15 protein-coding genes are annotated in these 17,756 nt (G+C 57.4%); 9 read left to right on the forward strand and 6 right to left on the reverse strand.

The features are described from left to right. Window positions 1-116: 116 nt before the first annotated feature. The 4 genes from fhuA to fhuB are packed head-to-tail and all read left to right on the forward strand — an operon-like array spanning window position 117 to window position 6,033. On the forward strand, window positions 117-2,321 hold the full coding sequence (fhuA, locus tag BWI76_RS05125; RefSeq protein WP_049088231.1) for a ferrichrome porin FhuA: 2,205 nt from the start codon (window positions 117-119) through the stop codon (window positions 2,319-2,321). A 45-nt stretch (window positions 2,322-2,366) separates the two neighbouring features. Continuing rightward, entirely contained in the window at window positions 2,367-3,164 is a 798-nt protein-coding gene (gene fhuC, locus BWI76_RS05130) for a Fe3+-hydroxamate ABC transporter ATP-binding protein FhuC (protein ID WP_024360353.1), read from the forward strand. Further along, window positions 3,164-4,054 carry a Fe(3+)-hydroxamate ABC transporter substrate-binding protein FhuD gene (gene fhuD / locus BWI76_RS05135; protein ID WP_049085787.1) on the forward strand — a complete coding sequence of 297 codons (891 nt, stop codon included), beginning with the start codon at window positions 3,164-3,166 and terminating at the stop codon, window positions 4,052-4,054. Before fhuC ends, fhuD begins: the two co-directional genes overlap by 1 nt. After that, window positions 4,051-6,033: a Fe(3+)-hydroxamate ABC transporter permease FhuB gene (fhuB, locus tag BWI76_RS05140; RefSeq protein ID WP_049085788.1), complete on the forward strand. Its 1,983-nt coding sequence runs from the start codon at window positions 4,051-4,053 to the stop codon at window positions 6,031-6,033. The genes fhuD and fhuB overlap by 4 nt, the downstream gene beginning before the upstream one ends. A gap of 118 nt (window positions 6,034-6,151) precedes the next feature. Here fhuB and hemL read toward each other — a convergent pair whose 3' ends face one another. Then, complete coding sequence (hemL, locus tag BWI76_RS05145; protein ID WP_004129093.1) at window positions 6,152-7,432, reverse strand: glutamate-1-semialdehyde 2,1-aminomutase; 1,281 nt, start codon at window positions 7,430-7,432, stop codon at window positions 6,152-6,154. Window positions 7,433-7,612: 180 nt separating this feature from the next. On the opposite strand from hemL, the gene clcA reads away from it, so the two are divergent. After that, complete coding sequence (gene clcA / locus BWI76_RS05150; protein ID WP_004872045.1) at window positions 7,613-9,031, forward strand: H(+)/Cl(-) exchange transporter ClcA; 1,419 nt, start codon at window positions 7,613-7,615, stop codon at window positions 9,029-9,031. A gap of 81 nt (window positions 9,032-9,112) precedes the next feature. After that, on the forward strand, window positions 9,113-9,457 hold the full coding sequence (erpA, locus tag BWI76_RS05155; RefSeq protein ID WP_004098733.1) for an iron-sulfur cluster insertion protein ErpA: 345 nt from the start codon (window positions 9,113-9,115) through the stop codon (window positions 9,455-9,457). 92 nt (window positions 9,458-9,549) lie between these two features. Here the strand turns inward: erpA and BWI76_RS05160 are convergent, their stop codons facing one another. The 3 genes from BWI76_RS05160 to mtnN form a co-directional block, all read right to left on the reverse strand. Beyond that, window positions 9,550-10,173, reverse strand: coding sequence for a TRIC cation channel family protein (locus BWI76_RS05160; protein WP_004129095.1), 624 nt, complete (start codon window positions 10,171-10,173; stop codon window positions 9,550-9,552). Between the two features lie 180 nt (window positions 10,174-10,353). Next, complete coding sequence (btuF, locus tag BWI76_RS05165; protein WP_004872042.1) at window positions 10,354-11,154, reverse strand: vitamin B12 ABC transporter substrate-binding protein BtuF; 801 nt, start codon at window positions 11,152-11,154, stop codon at window positions 10,354-10,356. Next, complete coding sequence (gene mtnN / locus BWI76_RS05170; protein ID WP_024360357.1) at window positions 11,147-11,845, reverse strand: 5'-methylthioadenosine/S-adenosylhomocysteine nucleosidase; 699 nt, start codon at window positions 11,843-11,845, stop codon at window positions 11,147-11,149. The genes btuF and mtnN overlap by 8 nt, the downstream gene beginning before the upstream one ends. A gap of 84 nt (window positions 11,846-11,929) precedes the next feature. On the opposite strand from mtnN, the gene dgt reads away from it, so the two are divergent. The 3 genes from dgt to cdaR all read left to right on the forward strand — a co-directional run bounded on the left by dgt (window position 11,930) and on the right by cdaR (window position 16,367). Continuing rightward, a complete protein-coding gene (gene dgt / locus BWI76_RS05175) occupies window positions 11,930-13,444 on the forward strand; it encodes a dGTPase (RefSeq protein ID WP_024360358.1) in 1,515 nt (504 codons plus the stop codon). A gap of 134 nt (window positions 13,445-13,578) precedes the next feature. Beyond that, a complete protein-coding gene (gene degP, locus BWI76_RS05180; protein WP_004872032.1) occupies window positions 13,579-15,018 on the forward strand; it encodes a serine endoprotease DegP in 1,440 nt (479 codons plus the stop codon). 191 nt (window positions 15,019-15,209) lie between these two features. Then, complete coding sequence (gene cdaR, locus BWI76_RS05185) at window positions 15,210-16,367, forward strand: DNA-binding transcriptional regulator CdaR (RefSeq protein WP_004098741.1); 1,158 nt, start codon at window positions 15,210-15,212, stop codon at window positions 16,365-16,367. A 46-nt stretch (window positions 16,368-16,413) separates the two neighbouring features. Here cdaR and BWI76_RS05190 read toward each other — a convergent pair whose 3' ends face one another. Both BWI76_RS05190 and dapD read right to left on the reverse strand, forming a co-directional pair. Beyond that, complete coding sequence (locus BWI76_RS05190; protein WP_004872029.1) at window positions 16,414-16,803, reverse strand: DUF3461 family protein; 390 nt, start codon at window positions 16,801-16,803, stop codon at window positions 16,414-16,416. Between the two features lie 107 nt (window positions 16,804-16,910). Beyond that, complete coding sequence (gene dapD / locus BWI76_RS05195; RefSeq protein WP_004872026.1) at window positions 16,911-17,735, reverse strand: 2,3,4,5-tetrahydropyridine-2,6-dicarboxylate N-succinyltransferase; 825 nt, start codon at window positions 17,733-17,735, stop codon at window positions 16,911-16,913. Between the last annotated feature and the right edge of the window lie 21 nt (window positions 17,736-17,756).

Raw genomic sequence — 17,756 nt, forward strand, 5'->3', positions numbered from 1 at the left:
GATATTTCGTCAGGGGCATATTTCTTGCCTTGCCGCGATCGTTTCGCCTATTATGTCAGCCGTTATAATAATAATTCTCGTTTACGTTATCATTCACTTCTATTAGAGATATACCCATGGCGCGTCTTAAAACTGCTCAGCCAAATCACTCGCTGCGTAAAATCGCAGCTGTAGTAGCCACGGCGGTTAGCGGCATGTCTGTTTATGCACAGGCGGCAGTTGAACCGAAAGAAGAAACCATCACCGTAACTGCCGCTCCGGCCCCGCAGGAGAGCGCCTGGGGACCGGCAGCGACCATCGCGGCGAAACATTCGGCGACCGCAACAAAAACCGATACGCCCATCGAAAAAACGCCGCAGTCTATTTCCGTAGTGACCCGCCAGGAAATGGAGATGAAGCAGCCGACGACGGTTAAAGAAGCGCTGGCCTATACGCCGGGCGTATTCTCGACTCGCGGCAGCTCAACCACCTATGACGTAGTGACGATTCGCGGCTTCACCACGTCGACGACGGTGAACACCAACCAGTATCTGGATGGGATGAAGCTGCAGGGGAATAACTATTCTGAAGTGTCGATGGACCCCTATTTCCTTGAACGTGTTGAAGTGATGCGTGGGCCAACGTCGGTGCTGTACGGCAACAGCAACCCTGGCGGTATCGTCAGCATGGTCAGCAAGCGACCGACCACTGAGCCGCTGAAAGAAATCCAGTTTAAAATGGGTACCGATAATCTGTGGCAGACGGGGTTTGATTTCAGCGATGCCATTGATGATGACGGGGTGTGGTCGTATCGCCTGACTGGTTTGGGTCGCAGCCAGGATGCCCAGCAGCAGATGGCGAAATCGACCCGCTATGCGGTCGCGCCCTCCTTTAGCTGGCGTCCGGATGACAAAACGGACTTCACTTTCCTGAGTAATTTCCAGAGCGATCCCTATGCCGGGTATTACGGCTGGCTGCCGCGTGAAGGGACAGTGGTGCCGTATTACGACGCCAACGGTAAGGCGCACAAGCTGCCGACGGACTTCAACGAAGGCGAAGCGAATAATAAGATGTCTCGCCGTCAGCAGATGGTCGGCTACAGCTTCTCGCACCAGTTTGATGACACTTTCACCGTGCGTCAGAACCTGCGTTATGCGGATGTCCATACCCTGTATCGTTCAGTCTACGGCAACGGATATACGCCGACAGGCAAAATCAACCGCGCGTATGTTCGCTCCGATGAGCATCTCAATACGTTCACCGTTGATACCCAGCTGCAGTCTGATTTCGCAACCGGCGCGGTAGGGCACACTCTGTTAACCGGCGTGGATTATTCGCGCATGCGTAATGATGTTAAGGCCGACTACGGGACGGCTTCCGCGATTGACATGCAGAACCCGCAGTATGGCAATCCAGACGTCAGCGTTAACTTCCCCTATTCGGTGCTGAACCGCATGGAGCAGACCGGCCTGTACGCGCAGGATCAGATGGCGTGGGATAAGTGGGTGATGACGCTGGGTGGCCGCTACGACTATGCGATGGCTTCCACCCTGACGCGCCCTGCGAATACCCTCGCCAAAAATCACGATCAGCAGTTCACCTGGCGCGGCGGCATTAACTATCTGTTTGATAATGGTATCTCGCCATACTTCAGCTACAGCCAGTCCTTTGAGCCGGTTTCCGGATCGTCGCGGGATGGCAAACCCTTCGATGCTTCCCACGGCGAACAGTACGAAGCCGGCGTGAAGTACGTACCGAAGGATATGCCGGTTGTGCTGACCGCCGCGGTATATCAACTGACCAAAGATAAAAACCTGACGGCGGATCCGAACAACTCCTCGTTCAGTATCCAGACGGGCGAAATCCGCTCACGCGGGATTGAGCTGGAGGCGAAAGCGGCGGTTAACGCCAACGTCAACGTGACGGCTTCCTATACCTATACCGACGCCCAGTACCAGCATGACACCACCTTTAACGGCAAGCGTCCGGCGGAAGTGCCGCGCAATATGGCGTCGCTGTGGGCAGACTACACCTTCCACGAAACCGCGCTGAGCGGCCTGACGGTGGGCGCCGGGGCGCGCTATGTCGGTTCAACGGTAAGCTATTACAAAAACAATACTTCGACGGGAAAAAAAGACGAATCCTTCAACGTCGCGGGCTACGCGTTAATGGATGCTACCGTGAAATATGATCTGGCGCGCTTTGGTCTACCGGGTTCGTCGATCGGGGTCAACGTCAACAACCTGTTCGATCGCGAATACGTTTCCAGCTGCTACAGCGAATACGCCTGCTACTGGGGCGCTGAACGCCAGGTTGTGGCGACCGCGACTTTCCGTTTCTAACCACTTAACGGGCGCGGTTCGCCGCGCCTCTGACCAGGTTCCGTTATGCAGGAAAACATTCCGCACTCCGATACGACGTTTTCACTGGACCGCGTGACCTTCCGCGTGCCCGGCCGAACGCTGCTGCATCCTCTGTCGTTAACTTTCCCGGCGGGAAAAGTCACCGGCCTGATTGGCCATAACGGCTCCGGCAAATCAACGCTGCTGAAAATGCTTGGCCGCCATCAGCCGCCGTCGGATGGGGATATTTTGCTCGACGGCCAGCCGCTCGACAGCTGGGGCAGCAAAGCGTTTGCCCGCAAAGTCGCCTATTTGCCGCAGCAGTTGCCACCGGCGGAAGGCATGACGGTGCGTGAGCTGGTGGCGATCGGCCGCTACCCGTGGCACGGGGCGCTGGGGCGTTTTGGCGCGGCGGATCGGGAGAAAGTGGAAGAGGCGATTGCGCTGGTCGGGCTTAAACCGCTGGCCCAGCGGCTGGTGGACAGCCTCTCCGGCGGTGAACGCCAGCGCGCGTGGATTGCCATGCTGGTGGCCCAGGATAGCCGCTGCCTGCTGCTTGATGAACCGACCTCGGCGCTGGATATCGCCCACCAGGTGGATGTGCTGGCGCTGGTTCATCGCCTCAGCCAGCAGCGCGGGCTGACGGTGATCGCCGTCCTGCATGATATCAATATGGCGGCGCGCTACTGCGACTATCTGGTTGCGCTGCGCGGCGGTGAGATGATCGCTCAGGGAACGCCCGCGGCGCTGATGCGCAGCGAAACCCTGGAACAAATTTACGGCATCCCGATGGGGATCCTGCCGCATCCGGCTGGCGCAGCGCCAGTAAGTTTTGTCTATTGATGGAAAACCTCACATTCATCACGCGGCGGCGCCTGCTGACCGCGATGGCGCTGTCGCCGCTGCTATGGCAGATGCGCGGCGCGCGGGCGGCGGAAGTGGATCCGCAGCGTATTGTCGCGCTCGAATGGCTGCCGGTAGAGCTGCTGCTGGCGCTGGGCGTCACGCCCTACGGCGTTGCCGATATCCCTAACTACAGGCTGTGGGTCAATGAACCGGCGCTGCCTGATTCGGTGATTGACGTTGGGCTGCGCACCGAACCCAATCTGGAGCTGTTGACGCAGATGAAGCCGTCGTTTCTGGTCTGGTCGGCAGGATATGGCCCGTCGGCGGAAAAGCTGGCGCGTATTGCGCCCGGACGAGGATTCACCTTCAGCGACGGCAAGCGTCCGCTGATGATGGCTCAGCAGTCGCTTAGCGAAATGGCTGACCTGATCGGCAGGCAGCAGGAAGCGAAGCGCCATCTGGCGGAATTTGACGCGCTGATGGAGAGCCTGCGTCCGCGCTTTGCCCGTCGCGGCGATCGCCCGCTGCTGATGATTACCCTGCTTGATACCCGCCACGTGCTGGTCTTTGCGCAGAACTGTCTGTTCCAGGAAGTGCTCGACCGCTTTGCCATCAACAATGCCTGGCAGGGCGAGACCACCTTTTGGGGCAGCGTCACCGTCGGTATTGACCGGCTGGCGGCCTACAGAGACGCCGACGTTATCTGCTTCGATCACGGCAATGCGCGGGAGATGGCGCAGCTCACGGCGACGCCGCTGTGGCAAGCGATGCCGTTCGTTCGTGCAGGGCGTTTTCAACGCGTCCCGGCGGTGTGGTTCTATGGCGCGACGCTATCGGCGATGCATTTTGCCCGCGTGTTGGCCGATGCTCAGGGAGGCCCGGCGTGAGATCGCGTATTTCGCCTTTGGCGACATCTCTGCTGTTAACTCTGCTTATCGTCGCTGCTGCGCTGACGCTGTTCAACCTCAACGTGGCGCTGCCGCGAAGCGAGTGGGGACAGGCGCTCTGGCAGCCGAGTATCGATAATATCGCCCAGATGCTGTTCCACTACAGCCTGCTGCCGCGGCTGGCGATATCGCTGCTGGTCGGCGCCGGGCTGGGGCTGGTGGGCGTGCTGTTCCAGCAGGTGCTGCGTAACCCGCTGGCGGAGCCGACGACGCTCGGCGTGGCGACCGGGGCGCAGCTGGGCATGACGGTCACCACGCTATGGGCAATCCCTGGCGTGCTGGCGTCGCAGTTTGCCGCGCTGGCCGGGGCCTGCATTGTCGGCGCGCTGGTGTTTGGCGTGTCGTGGGGCAAACGCCTCTCGCCGGTGACGTTGATTCTGGCAGGCTTGGTGGTGAGTCTCTACTGCGGCGCGCTTAATCAGCTGATGGCGATCTTCCATCATGACCAGCTGCAAAGCATGTTCCTGTGGAGCACCGGCACCCTGACGCAGACCGACTGGAGCGTGGTGCAGCGGCTGTGGCCGCAGCTGCTGGGCGGGGCGATTCTGACCCTGCTGCTGCTGCGTCCGCTGACCCTGATGGGGCTGGACGACGGCGTGGCGCGCAATCTCGGTCTGGCGCTTTCTCTGGCGCGGCTGGGGGCGTTGACTCTGGCGATTATCATCAGCGCCCTGTTGGTGAATGCGGTGGGGATTATTGGTTTTATCGGTTTGTTCGCGCCGCTGCTGGCGAAGATGCTGGGCGCTCGCCGCCTGCTATCGCGCCTGCTGCTGGCGGCCCTGATTGGCGCGCTGCTGCTGTGGCTCTCCGATCAGCTCATCCTGTGGCTGGCCCGGGTGTGGATGGAGGTCTCCACCGGTTCGGTGACCGCGCTGATTGGCGCGCCGCTGCTGCTATGGCTGCTGCCGCGCCTACGCAGCATTAGTGCGCCGGTGATGAACGGTGGCGATAAAGTGCTGGCTGAACGCCAACATGTGCTGTGGTTCGCGCTGGGCGGGCTGGCGATTCTGCTGCTGGCCATCGTCGCGGCGCTGGCTTTCGGCCGCGACGCGCAGGGCTGGCACTGGGCCAGCGGAACGCTACTGGATCAGCTAATGCCCTGGCGCTGGCCGCGCATTCTGGCGGCGCTGTTCGCCGGCGTGATGCTGGCGGTGGCGGGCTGCATTATCCAACGCTTAACCGGTAATCCGATGGCCAGTCCGGAAGTGCTTGGCATCAGCTCGGGCGCGGCGTTTGGCGTGGTGCTGATGCTATTTTTCGTGCCGGGCAACGCCTTTGGCTGGCTGCTGCCCGCCGGTAGCCTCGGCGCGGCGGCGACGCTGCTGGTTATCCTGGCTGCCGCCGGGCGCGGCGGATTTTCGCCGCACCGTATGCTGCTGGCGGGGATGGCGCTGAGTACCGCGTTTACCATGCTGCTGATGATGCTGCAGGCCAGCGGCGATCCGCGAATGGCGCAGATCCTGACGTGGATTTCCGGCTCCACCTACAGCGCGACGCCGGAGCTGGTGGTGCGCAGCGGCGTGGTGATGCTGATCCTGCTGGCGCTGGCCCCGCTCTGCCGCCGCTGGCTGACGATTCTGCCGCTGGGCGGCGAGGCGGCGAGGGCGGTCGGTATGGCGCTGACGCCGTCACGCATTGGGCTACTGCTGCTGGCGGCATGTTTGACCGCGGCCGCAACGCTAACGATTGGCCCCCTCAGCTTTGTGGGATTAATGGCGCCGCATATTGCGCGTATGATGGGATTCCGGCGTACGATGCCGCATATGGCGATCTCCGGCCTGATTGGCGGGGGGCTGCTGGTGTTCGCCGACTGGTGCGGCCGGATGATGCTGTTCCCGTATCAGATCCCGGCGGGCTTGTTGTCGACCTTTATCGGCGCGCCGTACTTTATCTATCTGTTAAGAAAACAGAGCCGGTAGCTTTTCCGCATCGCGATGCCCGCCGGGCGTCGCGATGTTATAAGCCGCTTATTGATTTTCAAAGAGTGCAGCACCTCGGAGAGGCATTGCCGGGGCTGAGCAGCCCCGGCAATCAGAGTTACAGCTTCGCGAAGGCGTTACGCGCGGCGGCAACGGTGTTGTCGATATCTTCTTCGCTGTGGGCGATGGACATAAAGCCCGCTTCAAACGCCGACGGCGCCAGATAGACGCCCTCTTCCAGCATCAGGTGGAAGAAGCGTTTGAAACGCTCTACGTCGCATTTGACCACGTCCTGGTAGCAGGTCACGGTTGGCGCGTCGGTAAAGAAAATGCCGAACATGCCGCCAACGTTATTCACCACCAGCGGGATACCGGCATCGCGAGCGGCGTCCAGCAGACCCTGGGCCAGCTGGTTGGTCAGTTCGGTTAGCGTCTCGTGCACGCCGGGCTGCGCCACTTCGCTTAAGCAGGCGAAACCTGCCGCCATCGCAATGGGGTTGCCGGAGAGGGTGCCTGCCTGATAAACCGGGCCGGTCGGCGCGAGGGCATCCATCACTTCACGACGACCTCCGAATGCGCCTACCGGCATACCGCCGCCGATGATTTTGCCAAGGCAGGTTAGATCCGGCACCACGCCGTAGTAATCCTGCGCGCCGGCCAGCGCCACGCGGAAGCCGGTCATCACTTCATCGATAATCAGCAGCGCGCCGAACTCGTCGCACAGCGCGCGCAGGCCCGGCAGAAACTCCGGCAGCGGCGGGATACAGTTCATATTACCGGCCACCGGCTCAACGATGATGCAGGCGATATCCTGCGGATACTGTTCGAACGCGGCGCGAACCGATGACAGATCGTTATAGGTGCAGGTCAGCGTGTGTTTGGCGAAGTCCGCCGGCACGCCCGGCGAGTTCGGTTGGCCGAGCGTCAGCGCGCCTGAGCCGGCCTTCACCAGCAGGCAGTCGGCGTGGCCGTGGTAGCAGCCTTCGAACTTAATGATTTTGTCACGACCGGTGAAGCCGCGGGCCAGGCGAATGGCGCTCATGGTCGCTTCGGTGCCGGAGTTCACCATGCGAACCATATCCATGGTCGGGACCAGTTCGGTAACCAGCGCCGCCATTTTGACTTCCATCTCCGTCGGCGCGCCAAAGCTTAAACCGCGTTCGGCGGCTTCAATGACCGCGTTGCGGATGGCCGGGTGGTTGTGACCCAGCACCATCGGGCCCCAGGAACCGACATAATCGATATACGCTTTACCATCAACGTCGTAAAGGTAAGCGCCGTCTGCGCGCTCGATAAACAGCGGCGTACCGCCGACGCCGGTGAAGGCACGTACCGGAGAGTTCACGCCGCCGGGAATAAGTTCACGCGCAGCGTTATACAGATTTTCAGATTTGCTCATTGCCTGGGTCCTGGTTCGTGAAAAATGTTTTGTCGACTATTCTAAGTTATTCCAGGAAGGTTATGAAAGTTTTGCCCAATTGAAACAATGAGGTCGCGGCGCATTTTTTTGACGACGGCGCTTGTCCGGTTGGCTAGAATGCCCTTCTTTCTATTTGTATTACTCATCATTGATAATGGCATGAAAGCAGAAAATCCCTCTTCTTCAGCACATCAGTTCGTACGCGTTCGCCGCAGCGATGCCGTGCGTCGGTTGATTCAGCGTGATAAGACGCCGCTGGCGGTGTTATTAATGGCCGCCGTTGTCGGAACGCTGGCGGGGTTGGTCGGCGTCGCGTTTGAGAAAAGCGTCAACTGGGTGCAGAACCTGCGTATTGGCGCGCTGGTAGAGGTGGCTGACCACTGGTTTCTGGTGTGGCCGCTGGCCTTTATACTCTCCGCTTTGCTGGCAATGGTGGGCTATTTCCTCGTGCGGCGTTTTGCGCCGGAAGCGGGCGGCTCCGGGATCCCGGAAATTGAAGGCGCGCTGGAAGAGCTGCGTCCCGTCCGCTGGTGGCGCGTGCTGCCGGTGAAGTTTATCGGCGGCATGGGTACGCTGGGCGCGGGAATGGTGCTGGGACGCGAAGGGCCGATGGTCCAGCTTGGGGGCAACCTTGGGCGTATGGTGGTGGACGTGTTCCGCATGCGTAGCCCGGAAGCGCGCCATACGCTTCTGGCCACCGGCGCCGCGGCGGGGCTCTCCGCCGCCTTTAACGCGCCGCTCGCCGGGATTCTGTTTATTATTGAAGAGATGCGCCCGCAGTTTCGCTACAACCTGATCTCCATTAAAGCCGTATTTACCGGCGTGATTATGGCCACCATCGTTTTCCGTATCTTCAACGGCGATAAAGCGGTTATCGAGGTTGGTAAGCTCAGCAATGCGCCGGTCAACACCCTGTGGTTGTATTTGATCCTCGGGATGATTTTTGGCTGCATTGGCCCACTGTTTAATACGCTGGTGCTGCGTACCCAGGATATGTTCCAGCGGATCCACGGCGGCAATATCAAAAAGTGGGTGCTGATTGGCGGCCTGATCGGCGGCAGCTGCGGCGTACTGGGGCTGATTCAGCCAACGGCGTCCGGCGGCGGGTTTAACCTGATCCCTATCGCCGCGGCGGGCAATTTTTCCGTTGGCCTGCTACTGTTTATTTTTATCGCGCGGGTGATCACCACGCTGCTCTGCTTCTCTTCCGGCGCGCCCGGCGGTATCTTTGCGCCGATGCTGGCGCTGGGGACGCTGCTGGGGACGGCATTTGGTATGGCGGCGACCCCACTGTTTCCGGCGTATCATCTGGATGCAGGAACCTTTGCCATCGCCGGTATGGGCGCGCTGCTCGCCGCCTCGGTTCGCGCGCCGTTGACCGGCATCGTTCTGGTGCTGGAGATGACCGATAACTATCAGCTCATTTTGCCAATGATTATTACCTGTCTCGGCGCAACACTATTGGCACAATTCCTCGGCGGTAAGCCTTTATACTCGACAATCCTGCAGCGCACCCTGGCAAAACAAAAGGCGGAGCAGGAAGCCAGGGCGCAGCCGGTCGGCGGGGAGAATACTTGAACGATTTACTCGGGTATTGGATAATGGCTCAAAAGGTCGGGTTATTCTTTAACCGGTCAGAAGTATCAATGGGAGCATAAAATGAGTGATGACGTAGCGTTGCCGCTGGAGTTTACCGAAGCCGCAGCGATTAAAGTAAAAGACCTGATTGCTGATGAAGACAATCCCAACCTGAAACTGCGCGTATATATCACCGGCGGTGGCTGCAGCGGTTTCCAGTACGGTTTTACCTTCGACGATCAGGTTAACGAAGGCGATATGACTATTGAGAAGCAGGGCGTCGGCCTGGTGGTTGACCCAATGAGCCTGCAGTATCTGGTCGGCGGCGCCGTCGATTATACCGAAGGTCTGGAAGGTTCGCGTTTTATCGTGACCAACCCGAATGCGAAAAGCACCTGCGGCTGCGGCTCCTCGTTCAGCGTTTAAAGATAGCGCGGCCCCCCCAGCCTCTCCCACAGAGAGAGGGAGCCAACGCGAAAAACGGTAACGGTAACGTTAAGGTTACCGTTTTGCTTTTATTACCGCCCATTCTCATCAAGCGCAAAAGTTGGCAGCTTCAGGTGCCAACGGATTGCCGCCAGCCTGATGACCAGCGTGACCACCATACCTATCATCGCCGCGTTTTCTAACGGAACCTGAAAAGTGTAGTACGCCGTCGCATGCACGATGCCGCCAACGATGCAGGCCGTGGCGTAGATTTCCGTACGCAGTATCATCGGGATTTCGCGCGCCAGCACATCGCGGATGATCCCCCCGCCGACGCCGGTGACGACGCCCATACAGACGGCCACCAGCGGCCCGCTATGGGCAATAAAGGCTTTGTTGACGCCGATACCGACAAACACCGCCAGACCAACGGCGTCCAGCACCGGCAGTACCCATTTGGGTAACCGGCGCGGCTGGCGCACCAGCAGGATAGTGAACATGCTGGTGACCATCGCCACCACCAGATCGGTAGGATCTTTAACCCAAAATACCGGGCCGTTAGCAAGGGCCATATCGCGAATAGTCCCGCCGCCCACCGCAGTTACCACGCCTAATACCAGCACGCCGAAAGGGTCCATGCGCAGCTTTCCAGCCAGCAGGACGCCGGAGATGGCAAACACGGCGGTGCCAATAATATCCAGCCAATAGACAAGCATCGTCAGTTCCCACTTATAGTCTATCCCATCAGGCTATTTCATTTGCCAGTTTGGCCCTGGTCAGCGCTTACGAACCTCACGTACTGCGTGTACGCAGCGGTTGTTCCGCGCTGTCCTCCAGACTGGCTGCAACAATTGCGCCTGGTGGGATAGGTTCTGAGCACCTGGGTTAGCAGGTGGTTATTTTATCTGCTCGAGCGCAGTACAGAGTTGTTTTGCGGCGAGGATAATACGTGGGCTCGCGCGTTCAAACCAGTCGCCATGTAGCGCAATAAACGAAATTTTTAGCTGATTCTGCCAATAGCGCTCAACGGCGGGAAGTTGACTGGCGTCGCCGGCGATGACAATGGCCTGAGGCTGCCTTGCCAGTACCTGTTCACGGCTCACCTGCGGCCAGGGAACCCGGCTGGCGGCAAAAATGTTTTCTCCACCGCACAGGGTCAGAACCTGATCCTGAATCGATCCTTTGCTGGTGGTAAAGAGCGGGCTGGCGCCGAACTGTAAAAAAACGCGTTTTTTCGGCCCGCTCGCATAGCGGGCTTTTAAGGTCTGGTACTCGTCCTGCATTTTCTGCGCCGCTTGCCGCGCCTTTTCCGGCTGCGGGCTCCACTGCGCCAGCTGGCGAAGCGTTGCGATAATGTCTTCAATGGTCGACGTTTCGACCCAGATGACTTTTATCCCGAGCGAGCTAAGCTGATTCACCTGACGTTCAGCGTTGCCGCCGCGCCACGCCAGCACCATGTCGGGCTTGAGGGCGACGATACGTTCCAGATTCATTCCTTGCCAGCTGGAAACCTGCTCTATTTTTGCGGCTTCAGGGGGATAATCGGAGTAGCTGCTGACGCCAACCGGCGTAATACCGGCGGCAAACGCCAGTTCAGTATTGGCGGGAGAGAGCGTAATCACCCGCGGCGCGGCGAAAAGCCACGCCGGGGCGAGCAGCATCAGGACGGCAAGCGCCGCGTTGAGCGACTTAGCCACGGGCCAGGTGCTGCACCAGGTTTTCCACCATCAGGGTGGATTGCTTCGCGGCAACGGCGAGAAACTCGTCGAAGCTCAGGTGCGACTGCTGGTCGGCAACATCAGAGATCGCGCGAACGACAACAAACGGTACGCCATAGTTGTGGCAGACGTGCGCGATGGCGGTGGCTTCCATTTCTACCGCAACGGCCTGCGGGAAGTTGTGGCGGATTTTTGCGAGGCCAATAGAACCGTTGATGAAGGCGTCGCCGCTGACGATCAGTCCGCGTACCGCATTCAGGTTCAGCGCCTTGATGCAGGTCTCCGCGGCGGCAATCAGCTTATCATCGGCTTTGAAACCGGCAGGGCAGCCCGGCAGTTGGCCATACTCATAGCCAAACGCGGTGACGTCCGCGTCGTGATAGCGCGTTTCGTCGGAGACGACGATATCGCCGACTTTCAGGGTTGATGCCAGACCGCCCGCGGAACCGGTGTTAATAATCACATCCGGCTTACAGTGCTCCATCAGCAGGGTCGCACCCATGGCGGCGGCCACTTTGCCAATACCCGATTTCAACAGAGCGACGTCAATACCCTGAAGCTGGCCGGTGTAGATTTCGCTGCCGCCGATAGTGAGGGTCTGGCGGTTGTCGATTTTGTCGCGCAGAAGGGTAACTTCTTCTTCCATTGCGCCAATAATGCCGATTTTCATAGATTTACTCGCGATATGTGGGTTTTAGCGGCATAGTCTATCATGCGCTTAGAAGGAAACGTTATTGCTCGCTCGGGGGAGATCATGGCTAAGATCGATTTTCGCAACAAGATTAACTGGCGTCGCCGCTATCGTTCACCGCAGGGCGTTGAGACGGAGCGTGAAATCCTGCGAATTTTCGAAAGCGATCGCGGGCGCATCATCAACTCTCCGGCGATCCGCCGGTTGCAGCAGAAAACCCAGGTTTTCCCGCTGGAGCGCAACGCCGCGGTGCGAACCCGTCTGACCCACTCCCTGGAGGTTCAACAGGTTGGCCGCTATATCGCTAAAGAAGTGCTGAGCCGCCTGAAAGAACAGAAGCTGCTGGAGAGCTACGGGCTGGATGAGCTCACCGGGCCGTTCGAAAGCATCGTTGAAATGGCCTGCCTGATGCACGATATCGGCAATCCGCCTTTTGGCCATTTTGGCGAGGCGGCCATTAACGATTGGTTCAGCCAGCGGCTTTTCCCCGGCGATGCGGCCAGCCAGCCATTAACTGACGATCGCTGCGTGGTCGCGGCGTTGCGCCTGCAGGAAGGCGATAGCCAACTGAACGAGCTCCGACGCAAGGTTCGCCAGGATTTATGCTGGTTTGAAGGCAATGCCCAGGGCATTCGCTTAGTGCACACGCTGATGCGAATGAATCTGACCTGGGCGCAGGTGGGCTGTATTCTAAAATATACGCGTCCGGCATGGTGGCGCGGGGAACCGCCAGCCAGCCACAATTATTTAATGAAAAAACCTGGTTATTATTTAGCCGAAGAGGGCTATATTGCGAGGTTACGTAAAGAACTGGATCTGGCCCCTTACAATCGCTTCCCATTAACGTGGATTATGGAAGCTGCGGATGACATCTCATATTGCGTCGCCGATCTTGAAGATGCGGTAGAAAAACGCATCTTCAGCGTAGAGCAGCTTTATCAGCATCTCTATGAAGCCTGGGGCGTTCACGAAAAAGGCTCCTTGTTTAATCAAGTTGTCGAAAACGCCTGGGAGAAATCGCGTGCGAATTCTCTTAGCCGGAGTACCGAAGATCAGTTTTTTATGTATTTACGGGTGAATACGCTCAATAGACTGGTACCCTACGCGGCGCGGCGGTTTATTGATAATCTGCCGAAGATTTTTAGCGGTGATTTTAATCATGCTCTGCTTGAGGACGACAGCGATTGCAGCCAACTGCTTGAGCTTTATAAAAATGTTGCGGTAAAACATGTATTTAGTCATCCTGATGTCGAGCAGTTGGAGCTGCAGGGCTATCGCGTTATCAGCGGTTTGTTGGATATCTACCAGCCGCTGCTAAAATTATCGCTGGATGAATTTAGTCTGCTGGTGGAAAAAGAGCGGGTGCGCAGTTTACCGATTGCATCGCGTCTCTTTCAGAAACTTTCAACCCGCCATCGGTTAGCTTACATAGAGGCCGTAAATAAGATTTCGCGCAATAATCCGGAATTTCCGGTGCTGGAATATTATTATCGCTGTCGTCTCATTCAGGACTATATCAGCGGAATGACCGACTTGTATGCATGGGATGAATATCGACGATTGATGGCCGTAGAATAAGGGTAAGTTTTGTAAAGACGGACAATAAATTTTTACTTTTACCAAAACTTCATTCCGGAACTTCGCGCTATAAAATGACTCTGATAGTCACCAACACAGCAACTATTCGTTATCTGAAATCGAGATTGAAACATATGAAAAAAACCACGTTAGCAATGAGTGCCCTGGCTCTGAGTTTAGGTCTGGCGTTGTCCCCTCTCTCTGCGAGCGCGGCGGAAACAGCTTCTTCGGCGACTAATGCGCAGCAAATGCCAAGCCTGGCCCCGATGCTGGAAAAAGTGATGCCGTCGGTCGTGAGCATTAACGTTGAGGGGAGCACCACCGTTAATACGCCGCGAATGCCGCGTAACTTCCAGCAGTTCTTTGGCGATAATTCGCCGTTCTGTCAGGATGGTTCTCCGTTCCAAAGCTCTCCGTTCTGTCAGGGCGGCGGGCAGGGCGGCGCGCCGGGTAGCGATGGCGGCCAGCAGCAGAAATTTATGGCCCTCGGTTCCGGGGTGATCATCGATGCCGCTAAAGGCTATGTCGTCACCAACAACCACGTAGTGGATAACGCCACCACGATCAAAGTTCAGCTGAGCGATGGACGTAAGTTCGACGCGAAAGTGGTCGGTAAAGACCCGCGTTCTGATATTGCGCTGATTCAGATTCAGGATCCGAAAAACCTGAGCGCGATTAAGCTGGCGGACTCTGACGCTCTGCGCGTTGGTGATTACACCGTAGCGATCGGTAACCCGTTTGGCCTGGGCGAAACCGTCACCTCGGGGATCGTCTCCGCATTAGGTCGTAGCGGCCTGAACGTTGAAAATTATGAAAACTTTATCCAGACCGATGCGGCGATTAACCGCGGTAACTCCGGCGGCGCGCTGGTTAACCTCAACGGCGAGCTGATCGGTATCAACACCGCGATTCTGGCGCCGGACGGCGGTAACATTGGTATCGGCTTCGCGATTCCGAGCAACATGGTGAAAAACCTGACCGATCAGATGGTCAAATTTGGCCAGGTTAAACGCGGTGAGCTGGGTATCATGGGGACCGAGCTGAACTCCGAACTGGCGAAAGCGATGAAAGTCGACGCTCAGCGCGGCGCTTTCGTCAGCCAGGTGATGCCGAACTCGGCGGCCGCTAAGGCGGGCATTAAGGCCGGCGACGTGATTACGACTCTGAACGGTAAGTCGATCAGCAGCTTTGCCGCGCTGCGTGCCCAGGTGGGCACCATGTCGATCGGCAGCAAAGTCGAGCTTGGCCTGCTGCGTGACGGTAAGCCGGTGACGGTGACCGTTGAGCTGCAGCAAAGCAATCAGAATCAGGTTGATTCAAGCACTATCTTCAACGGTATTGAAGGTGCTGAAATGAGCAACAAAGGCCAGGACAAAGGCGTTGTGGTGAGCAATGTGAAAGCGGGAACGCCGGCGGCGCAGATTGGCCTGAAGAAAGGCGATATTATCGTTGGCGCTAACCAACAGCCGGTGAAAAATATCGCCGACCTGCGCAAAATCTTTGATGCCAAACCGTCGGTTCTGGCCCTCAATATCCAGCGCGGCGATACGTCGATTTATCTGCTGATGCAGTAATTCTTGACGGTTCGCAAAGCCTCTTTTCTCCTTGTGGAGGGAAGGGGCTTTTTTATTGCTGCTGGACCTTTCCTTTTTCGTTCTGTGACATCTTCCACAACTCCATACATCTTGCCCCGCCTTTGTGCGAATGCACAATGCGACGTTTTGCCAACTCTTTTATGCTGGTAGCCTGCTCACGGGAGGGTTACATGGCTGGCTGGCATCTTGATACCAAAATGGCGCAGGATATCGTGGCGCGTACGATGCGCATTATTGATACCAATATTAACGTAATGGATGCCCGCGGGCGCATTATCGGCAGCGGAGACCGCGAGCGAATTGGTGAATTGCACGAAGGGGCGCTGCTGGTGCTTTCTCAGGGGCGGGTTGTCGATATTGATGATGCCGTTGCCCGACATCTGCACGGCGTGCGTCAGGGAATAAACCTGCCGCTGCGTCTCGAAGGGGAGATCGTCGGCGTCATCGGTCTGACCGGGGAACCGGAGTCGCTGCGCAAATACGGGGAACTGGTTTGTATGACCGCCGAGATGATGCTGGAACAATCGCGGCTGATGCATCTTCTGGCCCAGGATAGCCGTCTGCGCGAAGAACTGGTCATGAACCTGATTCAGGCGGAAGAGAATACCCCGGCGCTGACCGAGTGGGCCCAGCGTCTGGGGATCGATCTCAATCAGCCGCGCGTGGTGGCGATGATAGAAGTAGATAGCGGCCAGCTGGGCGTCGATAGCGCGATGGCGGAGCTGCAGCAGCTCCAGACCGCGTTGACCACGCCGGACCGTAATAATCTGGTGGCCATTGTCTCGCTGACGGAAATGGTGGTGCTGAAACCCGCGCTGAATGCCTTTGGCCGCTGGGATGCGGAAGATCATTGCAAACGGGTCGAGCAGCTGATCAGCAGGATGAAAGAGAACGGTCAGCTGCGTTTTCGCGTGGCGTTGGGAAACTTTTTTACCGGGCCGGGCAGCATCGCCCGTTCATACCGCACCGCCAGAACCACGATGATGGTCGGCAAGCAGCGGATGCCGGAGAGCCGCAGCTATTTCTACCAGGATTTGATGCTGCCGGTGCTGCTTGATAGCCTGCGCGGCGGCTGGCAGGCCAATGAACTGGCGCGCCCGCTGGTTCGCCTGAAGGCGATGGATAACAACGGTCTGCTGCGCCGCACCTTACAGGCATGGTTTCGTCATAACGTGCAGCCGCTGGCGACCTCAAAGGCGCTGTTTATTCACCGCAATACGCTGGAATACCGTTTGAACCGCATTTCTGAGCTGACGGGGCTGGATTTAGGCAATTTTGACGATCGTCTGCTGCTGTATATTGCGCTGCAGCTCGATGAGCAGAGATAGAATATCGTTCCCGGCCGGGAGGATTAACGCCGGGAACAGGCTCAACTTATTTGTTGCGCGTCAGTTTTTCCAGATCGGATTCGATTTCGCTGATCTTATTGGTGACAACGCTTTCCAGGTGACGCAGATCGTCAAGAATCTTACGTTTCAGATCGATTTCGCTACGATCGCGCTGACAGATTTGATCCAGCTCGTCGATGATATAGCGTAGGTTAGGGCTAATTTCCTGGACTTCTTTATACCCCTGGCCCACGCCGTCGGCGACCACGGTTTTGCGCTGACGCGGATATTTGAACTTGACGCTCTTAGCGAAGAACTCGCCTTTATCCTTCTGAAAGTAGATTTTCAGAATGTCGTTGTTGGCTTCCTGCCGCAGGCTATAGCGATCGATTTCATCAGGATTGGTAATACCAAGACTTTTCAGATTATCGTACATAACGGTACCTTTGATATCATCGTAATCTTTGAATAATTAACGAAAAAATCTATCTTCGCCAGCTTAATATATAAAAAAAGCGGGATGCCTCCCGCTTTTCATACTGCTTAGTCGATGGTACGCAGAAGTTCGTTGATTCCAACCTTGCCGCGGGTTTTGGCATCGACTTTTTTGACAATGACCGCGCAGTACAGGCTGTATTTGCCATCTTTTGACGGCAGGTTGCCGGAGACGACGACGGAGCCTGCCGGAACGCGGCCGTAGAACACTTCACCGGTTTCGCGGTCGTAGATTTTGGTGCTCTGGCCGAGGTACACGCCCATAGAGATAACGGAACCCTCTTCGACGATAACGCCCTCAACGACTTCGGAACGCGCGCCGATAAAGCAGTTATCTTCGATAATGGTCGGGTTAGCCTGCAGCGGCTCCAGTACGCCACCGATACCGACGCCGCCGGACAGGTGGACGTTTTTGCCGATCTGCGCGCAGGAACCGACGGTCGCCCAGGTATCCACCATGGAGCCTTCGTCAACGTAGGCGCCGATGTTCACATAGGACGGCATCAGAACCGTATTACGAGCGATAAACGCCCCCTGACGAACGGCCGCTGGCGGAACGACGCGGAACCCTTCTTTCTGGAAACGCGCTTCATCATAATCCGCGAACTTCATTGGGACTTTATCGAAGTAGCGGCTTTCCGCACCATCGATAACCTGGTTATCGTTAATACGGAAAGAGAGCAGAACCGCTTTCTTCAGCCACTGATGGGTGACCCACTGGCCGTCAATTTTTTCAGCGACACGCAGCGCGCCGGAATCAAGCAGAGAAATCACCTGGTTAACCGCTTCGCGGGTCACGGTATCCACGTTTGCCGGGGTGATGTCGGCGCGACGCTCAAAAGCGGACTCAATAACGTTCTGTAATTGCTGCATTGTTTACTCTTTCCATTTACT

Origin of the sequence: Klebsiella sp. M5al (assembly GCF_002090195.1) — a bacterium.
Taxonomy (GTDB): Bacteria; Pseudomonadota; Gammaproteobacteria; order Enterobacterales; family Enterobacteriaceae; genus Klebsiella; species Klebsiella grimontii.